The sequence below is a fragment of the Microbacterium sp. K27 genome (genome assembly GCF_004794435.1).
Lineage (GTDB): Bacteria > Actinomycetota > Actinomycetes > Actinomycetales > Microbacteriaceae > Microbacterium > Microbacterium maritypicum_A.
On record NZ_SSDK01000035.1, the window covers coordinates 26,035 to 38,639 of the forward strand.

Genomic DNA, 12,605 nt, shown 5'->3' on the forward strand with positions numbered 1-12,605 from the left:
TCGGAATCTCAGAGATCGGGGAAGCGCTGGATGTTCGACTCGACCCAATCACGGAGGCTCTGCAGGGGCTTCGCCGCGTCGGCGCCGAGGGCGGTGAGCGAGTACTCGACGCGAGCCGGCACCTCGGCGAAGATCTCGCGGGCGACGAGGTCGCGGTCTTCGAGTCGCCGAAGGCACGACGTGAGCACCTTCGGGCTGATGCCCTCGAGCTTGCGCTTGAGCTCACCGAACCGCATCGGGCCGCCCTCGAGTGCGCCGAGGATGAGCGCGCTCCATTTGTCGGCGAGCAGATCGAGGATGCCCCGGCACGGGCACTGGGCGTCGTAGACATCATGGGGCCTGCCGGCGGCGCAGGTGCTGAGGGAAGTCATCCGTTCATGGTATCCGAAAGTTACCAGCGGTCCTTGCGGGTAACTGCTCCCCTTCGAGTAGTAATGATCTCGCGGCAGCATGCCGTGCTCGATCCCACGAAAGAAAGACCACATCATGTCTTCACCCCTGCCCGACCCGCTGTACAGCCTCGCCATCCTGCGCGCCCTCCCCGGTCGCCGAGACGCACTGCTCGCCGCGCTGCAGCGCCTGATCGAGCCGACCCGCGCGGAGCCCGGCAACCAGGATTACGTGCTGTTCGAATCGCGCAGCGAGCCAGGAACGTTCTACATGCGCGAGGCGTTCGACGACCAGGCTGCGCTCGACACCCACTTCGCCACACCTCACTTCCAGGCATTCGCGCAGGGAGTGGATGCGCTGCTGGCCTCACCGCTCGAGTTGCTGTTCCTCGACCGGCGGTCGGCGTAGCGGCCCACGCTGCCGAAACACGCTCCGACGCCCGCACCTGAGAACCGGCGCAATCATCCGCTGGACGTACGACGTGGGTACTCCAGTCCGATGACCGCCGACAGACCCCGTCATAGCGTGGATGTCATGTCAACAACTGCTTCTGCACCCGCCCCCGCCACCACTCCTGCCACCACCGCCCCGTCCGTCGCTGCGACGTCGACCGCGAAAGGCACCGCCAGTCTCGTTCTCGGGATCTGCTCCGTGTTCGCCGGCTGGACGTTCTTCGCGCCCGCCATCGGACTCATCCTCGGGATCGTCTCGCTGCGAGGCGAGCCGCGCGCACGCACACAGGCGGGATGGGGGATCGCCCTCAACGCGATCGCCATGAGCATCTGGATCATCGTGACGATCCTCGCCCTCACCTTCGGATGGATCGCGGCGACCTCGTCCATGTTCGGCCAGTGACGGCGCTCAGCTCTCCTCCTCGGTGCGGCGACTACCCTGGCTGGGGGGAGAAGCGCCGCGCTCCCCAGGAGGAGAGAGCATGCACGACCTGAACGCCGCATCCCCGCAGCCGGTGGCACCTCCGCCTCCGCCCGCTCCCGCGCAGGCCCCCGCCCCCACAGCCCCACCCGCCACGGCGAACGGTGCACCCACCGACGCCGAGATGGCCAGAGCGTCCGAGGTGCTGCGGGTCATCTCCGCCTCCTACTCCGCCAAGATGGTCGGTCAGGACCGGCTGCGCACGAGCCTGCTCATCTCGCTCATCGCCGGCGGCCACATTCTGCTCGAGAGCGTGCCGGGACTGGCGAAGACCACTGCGGCCAGCACTCTCGCCGACACCGTGAAGGCGCAGTTCAAGCGCATCCAGTGCACGCCCGACCTGCTGCCGAGCGACATCACGGGCAACCAGATCTACGACGCGGCGACGGGATCGTTCCGTACGGTGCTCGGCCCGGTGCACGCGAACTTCGTGCTGCTCGACGAGATCAACCGCTCCAGCGCCAAGACACAGAGCGCCATGCTCGAGGCCATGCAGGAGCATCAGACCACGATCGGCGGCGAGATCCACCACCTGCCGAAGCCGTTCCTCGTGATCGCGACGCAGAACCCCATCGAGCAGGAGGGCACGTACGAGCTGCCCGAGGCGCAGATGGACCGCTTCCTGCTCAAAGAGATCGTCGAATACCCGAGCCCGGCCGAAGAGCTCGAGGTGCTCAGCCGCATCGATTCGGGTGTGCTCGACCCCGACCGGCACGTCGCCAGCGCCGTCAGCCTCGACGACGTGCACCTGCTGCAGGACGTCGCGAGCCGCATCTACGTCGACCCCGCGATCCGCAACTACATCGTGTCGATCGCCTACGTCACCCGCAACCCGGCGCCGTACATCGGCGAAGAACGCGCCCGCTTCATCAAGTACGGCGCGAGTCCGCGTGCGAGCATCGCGTTCCTCCAGGCTTCTAGAGCGCTGGCTCTGCTCAAGGGACGCACGCATGTGCTGCCCGAAGACATCCGCGAGCTCCGGCACCTCGTGCTGCGCCACCGGGTGCTGCTGACGTTCGAGGCCGACGCCGAAGGAATCCGCAGCGAGGAGATCATCGACCAGATCTTCGCGTCGGTCCCCACACCCTGACATCTCCATGGCCAGCCTGATCACGCAGGTGAAGAGCAAGCTCTTCATCCACTCGACGCGCAAGTCGTTGCACGCGCTCGACGGCGCCTACGCGTCGCTGCTGCGCGGGCGGAGCCTCGACTTCGAAGACCTGCGCAAGTACGAGTACGGCGATCAGGTGCGCGACATCGACTGGCGGGCGACCGCCCGGCTGGGAACGCCCCTGGTGAAGCGCTCGCGCGCGACCCGCATGCACACCGTGCTGTTCGTGGTCGACACCGGGCGCTCGATGTCAGCACTCGCCGCAGACGAGCAGTCGAAGAAGCACCTGGCGATCCTGGCGACCGGAGTGCTCGGTGTGCTGACGCTGCGCCACGGCGACGACTTCACCACGGTGTACGGCGATGCCGCCAAGGTGCGCCGCCTCGCGCCGGGCCGCAGCGAAGGGGCGCTCGAGCACGCGCTGCGCACGATCGATCGGGCCGTCGACCAGAGCGACGCACCGAGCGACCGTGATGGCCTGCTGTCGTTCGTCACCCGCACGATCGCGCGTCGCATGATCGTGGTCGTGATCACCGACGAGGCCCCCGTCACCGGCGAGACCGAACGGATGCTGCGGCGACTGCGCGTGCAGCACGACGTGCTCTGGCTCACGCTGCGCGACGCCGAGCCCGTGCTGGACCACGCCACCGGACACATCCGCAGTGACGTCGACAGTCGCTGGCAGGTGCCGGGATTCGTGCAGGGCGACCGCGAGATCGTGCAGGAGCTGACCGCGCAACGCGAGGCCGACGCCGCACACCTCGCCGAGCTCCTCACCCGGATGGAGATCAGCCACTCCACGCTGGACGGGCAGGACGATGCCGTCGCTCAGCTGCTGACGCTGCTGAATCGGAGGTCGAATGCCCGGCTCTGACGACCTCTATCCGCCGGCGCAGTACGGCTGGGGATGGATGCTGCTCGCAATCGGCATCCTGGCTCTGCTGGTGCTGGGGGCGTGGTTGCTGATCGTCCTCACCCGACCGCGGCGCACCCTGGCGGTCGCCGACCCGAACGCCGGGCAGGCACCGCTGGTCATCGACGTGCTCTCGCAGCTGCGCACCGAGTACCTGGCGCGCATCCAGCAGATCGAGACCGAGTACGTCGAACGCCGCATGTCCGCCCGGCAGGCGAATCTCGAGCTGAGCCGCACCGTGCGCACCTTCGTGAACGAGTACAGCGGCCTGGAGGCGCCGGTGCTCGCACTCGACGATCTCGTGGCCCGCGGTGTGCATCCCGCCCTCATCGATGCGCTCGGCAGGCACTACTACCCGAGCATCTTCCGCCAGGGACCGGTGATCGACCCTGTGGCCGGCGCCGAAGCCGCCAGGACGGTGGTGCGCACGTGGCACTAGCGAACGTCTGGATGCTCGCGGCCGCGGTCGCGGTCGTGGTGCTCGCGATCACGATCGGTCTCGTCGTCGGCCTCCGGCGGGGCGGCCCGAGCCGAGGCACCGACGCCGCGCGCGTCGCCCGTGCCGAGCGCGTGCGCGCGCTGCTCTCCTTCCGCCGCGCACTGACGCGGAGAGCACTCGCGCTGTCCGGCATCCTCGCCCTCGGCGCGACCGCCGCCATCGTCGCGGGCGTGGTGGCTGCGCGGCCGATGTCGGCGCAGACGATCCAGCCCGTCAACACCAGCCGAGACATCATGCTGTGCCTCGACGTCTCCGGTTCCATGACCGAGGTCGACGTGGAGGTGCTGAACGTCTTCGACGAGCTTCTGGACAGCTTCGAGGGCGAACGCATCGGACTGACGATCTTCAACAGCTCGCCCGTGCAGATCTTCCCCCTGACCGACGACTACGACTTCGTGCGCGAGCACATCGAGAGCATGACGCAGAGCTTCGACTACGTCGATCAGGTCCCGGAGCACTGGGTCGGCACCCTCAACGGCGACGGCGCCTCCCTGATCGGCGACGGTCTCGCCGCCTGCACGATGGGTTTCGACAACCCGGACGCCGAGCGCTCACGCTCCGTCATCTTCGCCACCGACAACGAGGTCAACGGCGCCTCGATCGTCACGCTCGACGAGGCCGCCGCCTACGCCGCCTCGAAGGACGTGCGAGTCTTCGCGCTGAACCCGGTCCAGGGCAAGGATGCCGATGTCAGCGCCGAGCTGAGCGCTGCGGCCGAGGCGACGGGCGGCGCCGCATTCGGCCTGCGCGACACGACCACCGTCTCCGACATCGTCACCCAGGTGCAGGAACAGGAGGCGACCGAGTTGCGCGGGGAGGCGCAGGTGGTCTGGACCGACACCCCGAACCTGTGGATCGTGCTGCTCTCGATCTGCCTGCTCGGCTTCGTCGTGGTGCTGTGGAGGGTGCGACTGTGATCCTCCAACCCGTGCTCAACCCGCTGCTCGTCGTTCTTCTATGCGCCCCCGTCGCCGTCGCCGCCGTCTGGGTGCTGGTGCGTCCGCCGGAGTCCGCCGGGGTGCCGATCACCGATCGTCGCGCGCTGGCCGGGCATCGTGCCCTGTGGGCCATGCGGCTGCTTCTGGTGCTCGCCTGCTTCGCGATGCTCATGCGTCCGGGCATCCCCGGGGGAGCGACCCAGACCCTCGCGACGGATACCGACATCGTGCTCGTGGTCGACACGACGGCGAGCATCGTGGCTGAGGACTGGGACGACGGCGAACCGCGGCTCGACGGCATCCGTGCAGACGTGCGCGCTCTGGTGGAGGAGTATCCGGGAGCGCGCTTCGCCCTCATCACCTCGGATGCCGCGGCCGAGCTGAGGATGCCGCTGACCACGGACACCACGGCACTCCTGGGTTCCCTCGGGGTGCTGCGCCCCGAGGTCACCAGCCAGTCACGCGGCAGCTCGATCGGCATCGCCGCCCCCCTGCTGTCGGAAACCCTCGCCTCGGCAGCCGAATCGTCTCCCGACCGCTCGCGCATGGTGTTCTATTTCGGCGACGGGGAGCAGACGGTCGACACCGCGCCGGAGTCGTTCAGCGCGAGCGAGAAGTACACCGATTCGGGAGCCGTGTTCGGCTACGGCACCGCCGAGGGCGGGCCGATGCGCATCACCACGGGCGGCGTCTCGGATCAGGGCGGCGGCTACATCCAGTACCAGGGCGCCGACGCTCTCTCGGTGATCGACGAGTCGAACCTCGAGACGATCGCCGACCAGCTCGGGGTCACGTACGCGACTCGGACGGCGGATGCTGCCCCCTCCCTTCCCGAGGCCCCGTCGACCACCACCGACTACGCCGATTCGGGCGAGGTCGGCAACGTCATCGAGCTCTACTGGATCGCAGCGCTCGTCGCCCTGGCCATCCTCGGCGTCGAGCTCACCCGTGCCGCCCTGCTGATCGCGCGACTTCGGCAGCTGCGCGCGCCACGACAGCGCGTCCGCTCACGCACCCAGATCTAACACTCAGGCTTCGTCGATATCAGCTGCTAATGTTTTACCGGTCGAGGACTGTCTTGGTCCCGGCAGGGGTTCGCAGATGCATGACGATCGCGGAACACATGGCTTGGGGAAGCCTCCGCGGCGCGTGACTGCGATGTCGTGTCGGCGCTCGCGTCGGCATCAGATCACTGGGGAAAACAAAATCATGGGGAACAATCACGTTCTTGAGCGCGCCCGCTCCGCGGCCGCTGGTGTCGTCGTCGGCATCTTGGTCGTGGCGGGGCTGGTGTCGTTCGGGGGTGGAGCCGCCGTGGCGGCCGACGCCGCGCCGACGTTGCCGCCACTGCTGCAACGCGACGGTGACGTCGCCACATCCGACCCGATTCCAACGGTGCAGATCGACAACGGCTACGTCTGGGCACAGACCACCATCGGCTCCACCGTCTACGCCGTGGGCAAGTTCGACAACGCCCGCGAGCCCAAAGCCGCTCCGGGCACTGCCCTCACCGCGCGGTCGAACGTTCTCGCCTACGACATCAACACCGGGGCACTGCTGCCGTTCGCACCGAAGGTCAACGGCGTCATCAAGGCCGTCGCCGCATCTCCCGACGGCAGCCGCATCTACATCGGCGGTTCGTTCAACAATGTCAACGGGAAGGACCGTTGGAACATCGCCGCGATCGACGCGAAGACCGGCGAGCTGGTCGCCGGGTTCGTCCCGTCGATCGGCGGATCGGGCGTCTACGCTCTCACGACATCCGGAACCGCGGTCTACGCCGGCGGCCTGTTCGGCCAGGCCAACGGCACCGCACGGAAGAACCTCGCCGCGTTCAACACCGCGAACGGCGCGCTCCTGCCCTGGGCTCCGCAGACCGACCTGCAGGTGGATGCGATGGTGATGGACCCCGCCGGCAAGGACACCATCATCGGCGGACGGTTCTCGCAGATCAACGGCAACACCGAGATGCGTGGCAGCGGAGCCGTCGACAAGACCACCGGCACGCTGAACACCGCGTGGGAGCTGGCCAAGACGGTGAAGAACGGCGCCGGTAGCGGCATCTACGCCGGTAAAGCCGGAACCTTCAGCCTCACCACCGATGCCACCGGCGTCTACGGCACCGGTTGGGGCTATGCCGACGCTGCCACCGGCAACCTCGAAGGCACCTTCGCGGCCGAGGCCGGCACCGGCAAGGTCCGCTGGATCGCGGACTGCATCGGCGACCACTACGGTGTCTACTCGACCGGCAAGGTCGTCTACACCACGAGCCACACCCATACCTGCGAGACGTTGGGTCTCCACCCGGAACAGGCCCCGCGCGTGCACCGTTATTCCGAGGCATACACGGCCGATGCCCGGGGGACCCTCGCACCTCAGCCGGCGGCACCGGGCCGAAAGGACTGGGGCGGAACTCCCGCGCCTTCGCCGTATGCGTGGTCTCCCGACTGGGCGGTCGGTGTCACCACCGGACTCGGTCAGGCCGGGTTGTCGATCACCGGCACGGGCAACATGATCTCCATCGGAGGCGAGTTCCGCTCCGTCAACAACGGCCAGTTCGAGGGACTCGTGCGATTCTCGACCGCTCCTCCCGCCGGTCCCAAAGACGGCCCCCGCCTCTCCGGAGACAAGTGGCAGCCGACCGCGACGTCTCTCACCCCCGGCCGGGTGAAGGTGTCGATCCCGGCCAACTGGGACCGTGACGACCTCACGCTCACCTATGAGCTGCGCCGCGCCGGTTCGACCACTCCTCTGCTCACCACGAAGGTGGACTCCACCTGGTGGAACCTGCCCGCCGTCAGCTTCGAGGACACGACGGCTCCGGCCGGCTCGCAGCAGCAGTACACCTTCACCGCCACAGACGGCAACGGCAACACCGTCTCGAGCAAGACGGCGACCGTGACGGTGGCCGACCCGACGCCACCGTATTCCAACGCGGTGCTCGCCGATGAACCCCAGCTCTACTACCCGCTGGGAACCATCGGCCAAGACGTTGCCGGCGCGAACAGCCCGATCTTCCGTGCAGGGGCGAAGCTCTTGCCGTCGGGAACGTCGAAGGGCACGGGCGCGACGGCCCTCGACGGCACCGAGACCGGACGCGTCGACACCACCACGAAGATGCCCGCACCTTCCGCGTACTCCGCCGAGATGTGGTTCCAGACGTCGACGACAAGCGGCGGACTGCTGTTCGATTTCGAGAGCTCAGCAGCGGGCTTCTCGAAGAACTACGACCGCAACGTCTATATGTCGAACGACGGACGCCTGAACTTCGGGGTGTACAGCGACGGCACGAGAGTCATCACGACCAAGGCTGCGTACAACGACAACCAGTGGCACCAGGTCGTGGCGTCCGTCAGCCCCGAGGGGATGAAGCTCTTCGTCGACGGCCAACTCAACGATCAGATCACCGGTGTGACCAAGGGTCAGGCCTACGAGGGCTTCTGGAAGATCGGCAGCGGCAAGCTGGTCAACTGGCCGAACATCCCGACGTCGGTGTCCCTCACCGGCAACGTCAACCAGTTCGCCATCTACCCGTACGGGCTGAGCGCCGGGCAGGTGAAGACGCACTTCTGGGTCGCCAAGGGCTCCACGGCGCCCGTCGCGGCGTACACGGCGACCCCGGTCGGGCTCGCTGTGGCATTCGACGCGAGCACGTCGGTCCCGCCGGGATCCGCTACTGTCGCGGCGTACCGCTGGGACTTCGGCGACGGGACGACGGGTACGGGCAAGACGCCCTCGCACACGTATGCGGCGCCCGGCACGTACCAGGTCAAGCTCACGATCACCGACAGCCAAGGGCTCGTGGGGTCGGTCAAGAAGCCGGTGGTCGTGCAGGGAGCCAATGCGCTGCCCACCGCGTCTTTCACCCTCTCCTCATCGGGTCTCACCGCCTCGGCTGACGCAGCGGCATCGACCGACACCGACGGCACCATCAGCAGCTACAGCTGGAACTGGGGCGATGGCACGACCAGTGCGGGTGCGGTCGCCAGCCACGCCTACTCGACGGCGGGGACACGTACGGTCACCCTCACCGTGACCGACAACGTGGGCGGCTCGGCGACCACGACCCGCGAATCCGTCGTGGCGGAACCCGCGCCGCTCGCGGGTGACGACTTCGAGCAGGCATCCAGCCGCGGCTGGGGGAACGCGGTCGCGGGCGGCGCCTGGACGATCGCGGGCGGTTCGCAGGCGGCGGCCACGGTCGCCGACGGCTTCGGACGGTTGAACCTGGCCGCGGGCGACACCCGACACGCCACGCTGAACGCGACGTCGGTCCCGAGCCCGGCTCTGGAGACGACCTTCCGCGTCGATCAGGGGGCCACCACCGGTGGTGCGTACATCGGAGTCATCGCACGCGACTCCGCCGCCGGACGCTATCTCGTCCGCGCATGGCTCCGTCCCGACGGAACCATCTGGCTCGTCGCCCACCGTGACGGAACCGTCCTGGCCACCCGGGCCGTCTCGGGTCTCGCCTTCGCGGCGAACACCTCGTACACCCTCAAGGTCACGGTGACGGGCACCGCGCAGGCGTCCATCAACGCGAAGATCTGGGCGACCGGGGCGACGGAACCGGCCGATTGGCAGCTCAAGGCGTCGGATGCGACGCCCCTGCAGCCCGCGGGCGGGGTGGGCCTGAGCGGCAACCGCTCCGGCAGCTCGACCGCGGCACTCGGCGTGGCCTTCGACACGTTCCGCGTCACCGCAGCCGAGTAGCGCCCGGGAACGGGCATCGTCCCTCACCATGATTCAGCCGACCTCGGCACTCGAGGTCGGCTGAATCGTATCCGGAGGATCCCCGGATAGGATGTTCAGCGCTTCGTCCTGCCGCTTCGGGGACCAGAATTCCCCGCGCTGAGCAGTGGTCGATCGGTAAGGGGGTTGGACGTGACACATCCGTCGGCACCCGCGGCGACCGAGCTCGGGTCCTCGACCACCACCGCCAGCACGGCCGACAGCGCCGCCGCCCTCCTCCGGTCCAACCGCCGTCGTCGCAGCGTCCGCCGCTGGGTCGCGATCGGGACGATTCCGCTCACCCTCGCCGCGCTCCTGTTCGTGGGCAAGCTGCTGAGCATGTACGCCTTCGCACATCAGGCCATCACCGCCTACGTGGTGGACGACTTCGCCGGGTCGGAGGCATCCGCACGCGGACAAGACCTCCTGAACTGGTTCGAGCCGTACAAGGCGCCGTTCAACATCGGCACCGCGCTCGGTGCGGCGGAGCAGCTGCCGGAGGCGCGGGCCGAGCTCGAAAGGGCACTCGACCTCGCCACCGGACTGGAGGTGTGCGGGGTACGGATCAATCTCGCCCTGGTGGTCGAGCGCATGGGTGACGCCGCACGCGCGGACGGCGACGGCGCGGGCGCTGCTGCGCTCTACGGCGAGGCGCTCACGATCACGGTCGAGACGCCGGAGGAGTGCCGCAGCGAAGAGGCCCGGCAGCAGTCGTCCGACCCGCAGCGCGACATGGCCGATTCTCTCGACGGCACCGCCGATCGTCTCAAGCAGAAGCAGCAGGAGGAGCAGCAGCCGTCACCCCAGCCGCAAACGGGGGAGAAGGAGCAGCCGTCGGAGGACAAGCTGAAGGGCCTGCAGGACAAGCTCGAGCAGGGGACGCAGGAACGCGATCAGCAACAGGGCGACGACCAGGGCGGTTCGGAGACGGACAAGCCGTGGTGAGCGATCACGAGAGGCAGCGCGCGCGCTACATCGCGGGCACCGAGGGCGCTCCACCCGTGCCCCCACCCGGCGGCTACCGAGGAGCGCGGCGCGATGCGTTCGGATCCGCACCGCGCCCGAACGTCGCGACGATCGCCCCGGCGGAAGAGCCGAGGAAGCCGTCGAACGCCCTCGGTTGGATCGCCCTCACCACCTCCATCCTCTTCGCGCTGATCCTGCTCGGGACGCTGATCGCCGGCGGCACCGACCTGCTCTACGGCGTCACGATGCTCGCCCTGCAGCTCGTCGTGGTCGCGGTCATCGCGGCCGCCCTGTTCTCGGCACGCGGACGGAAGCTGGGGGCGATCGCGCTCGTCGTGGCGATCCTGTTCAACGTCGCCACCGTGGGCGGCATGAGTGCCCTGCAGACCTCAGCCTCCGGCAACTACGAGGGCACGAAGACGGCCGCGCAGAAGCACGCGGAGGCCTATCCCGCGATCAAGGGCACCGACCCCCAGCAGACCCTCTCGCAGCAGTCGCTCGAAGAGGTGCGTGCGCAGGCCGAGACCATGTTCGCCGACATCCGCACGCGACTCACCGACGAGTTCGGCTACACCTGGGTGCAGGTGGGCGATGACGACCTGCGTCCGGAACGCAACGGCTACGGCGGCGAGTCGATGCTCGTCGAATTCACCTCCGCGGCGTGGGCGACGAACGAACCGATCCAGGATGACGAGCGCAAGCTCGACGTGATGCGTGTCATCAACGAGGTCGTCGTCGAGCACGGACTGTGGGACCTCTACTCCTTCAACGATCCCTCGGTCTCGGGAATCGACCCCGCGATGATCGCGAAGCTCTACGGCAGCGACGACCCGCGCACGCAGACGACGTGGGAGTACTACACCGAGAACTTCCCCGATCCGCTGCGTTTCTACGCCACCATCAACGACCTCTCGAACGATCGGGACGGCGGATTCCTGGCCGCCCGCGAGGCGCAGAACGCCCGCACCGGCGAACCCCTCGAAGGCCTGCAGCTGACCGTGATCGCCAGCGGAGTGCTGAGCGAGGCCGATCGCGAAGAGTTCCAGACGAAGCTGCAGGAGTACCCCGGCTTCGAGTGAGACGGCGCCGGAGCGGTGCCGGTGCCGTGGGCCGCGCGTCAGGGGCCGAGCGTCAGCAGCATCCGGGCCAGCACGTAGCGGGCGTGGCCGCGGGAGGTGCGCGGGTCGTAGCCCAGAGTCTCCACCAGCACCGTCAGACGCTCCTGCACGCTGGAATGATGGCGGCCGAGACGCGTGGCGGCGGCGCGCACGCTCTGCTCTTCGGCGACCGCGTCGAGAAGCTCCCGACTACGGGCGTCGAGGGCCGCGAGCGCGGCGGCATCCGGGTGCAACGGGCTCGACTCGGCGGCGTCGGCGACGAGGAGCAGCGCTCCGAGGTCGGCCGCATCGACCACCGGCTCGCCCGGACTCGTCAGACGCACGGCGACGAGAGCCGATGCCCACGACTGGGGAAGCTGGTCTCCCGGTCCGGCGAGACCGACGCCCAACCGCAGAGCAGCGGTATCGGGCCAGACTTCCCGCACGTCCGTCTGCGCGTCGATGATCGTCGCGCGCGTGAGTCCGTGCCGGGTGGCGACCACAGCCGAGGGGTGCGTCGGCAACGGTGCGGGCTCCGGGGGTGACGCGACCAGTCGCAGCATGCTCGCGGAGAGCCGGAGCCGCGGCAGCGCAGCCGCCCGCTCCTCGGCACCGGCGTAGGAACTGATGGCGAGTTCGACCGCGCTCTCGGGGCCGACCGCGCGTCGCGCCCGGATGATGCCGAGGCCGAGGCTGAGCCGCTCCAGGATCATCGCGTCGTTCGAATGCGCATCGCCCTCCCGCTCGATCCAGGCGACGGCATCCGGCCCGCTCTCCCGGACGGGCCAGGACGGGGACGGCTCGACGGGATCGATGCGCACCCCATCTGCCCGCACGCGCACGATGTGCCGGCCGTCGCGCTGGCCGACGGTCGCACCGCTCAGCACCGCCGCACCCCGCAGCATGCTCTCCACACCCACGGAGCGGGCGACGAGGGCATCGAAGTAGCTGACGACTTTGAGCGTCTCGCTGGCATCCGGGTCGAGGGCGGTGAGACGCCCCAGCAGATCTTGCATGTCGGCTCCAT

At 68.5% G+C, this 12,605-nt stretch carries 12 protein-coding genes; 10 read left to right on the forward strand and 2 right to left on the reverse strand.

Translation table 11 applies throughout. The features are described 5' to 3' along the window. Positions 1-8: 8 nt before the first annotated feature. The gene (locus DW307_RS06290) at positions 9-371 is read right to left on the reverse strand and encodes a winged helix-turn-helix transcriptional regulator (RefSeq protein WP_021200104.1); all 363 of its coding nucleotides are present in this window, start codon (positions 369-371) and stop codon (positions 9-11) included. A gap of 115 nt (positions 372-486) precedes the next feature. Here DW307_RS06290 and DW307_RS06295 point away from each other — a divergent pair, with 115 nt between their 5' ends. The 10 genes from DW307_RS06295 to DW307_RS06340 all read left to right on the forward strand — a co-directional run bounded on the left by DW307_RS06295 (position 487) and on the right by DW307_RS06340 (position 11,560). Further along, complete coding sequence (locus tag DW307_RS06295; RefSeq protein ID WP_021200103.1) at positions 487-798, forward strand: putative quinol monooxygenase; 312 nt, start codon at positions 487-489, stop codon at positions 796-798. A gap of 126 nt (positions 799-924) precedes the next feature. Continuing rightward, on the forward strand, positions 925-1,245 hold the full coding sequence (locus DW307_RS06300) for a hypothetical protein (protein WP_240750531.1): 321 nt from the start codon (positions 925-927) through the stop codon (positions 1,243-1,245). Between the two features lie 202 nt (positions 1,246-1,447). After that, positions 1,448-2,413, forward strand: coding sequence for an AAA family ATPase (locus tag DW307_RS06305; protein WP_046398963.1), 966 nt, complete (start codon positions 1,448-1,450; stop codon positions 2,411-2,413). A 7-nt stretch (positions 2,414-2,420) separates the two neighbouring features. Next, complete coding sequence (locus DW307_RS06310; RefSeq protein WP_021200100.1) at positions 2,421-3,308, forward strand: DUF58 domain-containing protein; 888 nt, start codon at positions 2,421-2,423, stop codon at positions 3,306-3,308. Next, positions 3,295-3,786 carry a hypothetical protein gene (locus DW307_RS06315; protein WP_021200099.1) on the forward strand — a complete coding sequence of 164 codons (492 nt, stop codon included), beginning with the start codon at positions 3,295-3,297 and terminating at the stop codon, positions 3,784-3,786. The genes DW307_RS06310 and DW307_RS06315 overlap by 14 nt, the downstream gene beginning before the upstream one ends. Continuing rightward, a complete protein-coding gene (locus DW307_RS06320; protein WP_240750533.1) occupies positions 3,777-4,763 on the forward strand; it encodes a VWA domain-containing protein in 987 nt (328 codons plus the stop codon). Before DW307_RS06315 ends, DW307_RS06320 begins: the two co-directional genes overlap by 10 nt. Beyond that, positions 4,760-5,809: a VWA domain-containing protein gene (locus tag DW307_RS06325; RefSeq protein WP_136024319.1), complete on the forward strand. Its 1,050-nt coding sequence runs from the start codon at positions 4,760-4,762 to the stop codon at positions 5,807-5,809. Before DW307_RS06320 ends, DW307_RS06325 begins: the two co-directional genes overlap by 4 nt. A 184-nt stretch (positions 5,810-5,993) precedes the next feature. Further along, positions 5,994-9,497: a PKD domain-containing protein gene (locus tag DW307_RS06330; protein WP_136024320.1), complete on the forward strand. Its 3,504-nt coding sequence runs from the start codon at positions 5,994-5,996 to the stop codon at positions 9,495-9,497. A 171-nt stretch (positions 9,498-9,668) separates the two neighbouring features. Then, a complete protein-coding gene (locus DW307_RS06335) occupies positions 9,669-10,460 on the forward strand; it encodes a hypothetical protein (protein WP_136024321.1) in 792 nt (263 codons plus the stop codon). Next, positions 10,457-11,560, forward strand: a complete 1,104-nt coding sequence (locus DW307_RS06340) for a hypothetical protein (protein WP_240750535.1) — start codon at positions 10,457-10,459, stop codon at positions 11,558-11,560. The genes DW307_RS06335 and DW307_RS06340 overlap by 4 nt, the downstream gene beginning before the upstream one ends. A gap of 38 nt (positions 11,561-11,598) precedes the next feature. On the opposite strand, the gene DW307_RS06345 is transcribed toward DW307_RS06340, so the two are convergent. After that, positions 11,599-12,594, reverse strand: a complete 996-nt coding sequence (locus tag DW307_RS06345) for a hypothetical protein (RefSeq protein ID WP_029268238.1) — start codon at positions 12,592-12,594, stop codon at positions 11,599-11,601. Between the last annotated feature and the right edge of the window lie 11 nt (positions 12,595-12,605).

Coding starts and splice junctions, on each gene's coding strand:
- DW307_RS06315 (WP_021200099.1), top strand. CDS start 3,295: ATGCCCGGCTCTGACGACCTCTATCCGCCGGCGCAGTACGGCTGGGGA.
- DW307_RS06305 (WP_046398963.1), top strand. CDS start 1,448: ATGGCCAGAGCGTCCGAGGTGCTGCGGGTCATCTCCGCCTCCTACTCC.
- DW307_RS06295 (WP_021200103.1), top strand. CDS start 487: ATGTCTTCACCCCTGCCCGACCCGCTGTACAGCCTCGCCATCCTGCGC.
- DW307_RS06310 (WP_021200100.1), top strand. CDS start 2,421: ATGGCCAGCCTGATCACGCAGGTGAAGAGCAAGCTCTTCATCCACTCG.
- DW307_RS06300 (WP_240750531.1), top strand. CDS start 925: ATGTCAACAACTGCTTCTGCACCCGCCCCCGCCACCACTCCTGCCACC.
- DW307_RS06345 (WP_029268238.1), bottom strand. CDS start 12,594: ATGCAAGATCTGCTGGGGCGTCTCACCGCCCTCGACCCGGATGCCAGC.
- DW307_RS06290 (WP_021200104.1), bottom strand. CDS start 371: ATGACTTCCCTCAGCACCTGCGCCGCCGGCAGGCCCCATGATGTCTAC.
- DW307_RS06330 (WP_136024320.1), top strand. CDS start 5,994: ATGGGGAACAATCACGTTCTTGAGCGCGCCCGCTCCGCGGCCGCTGGT.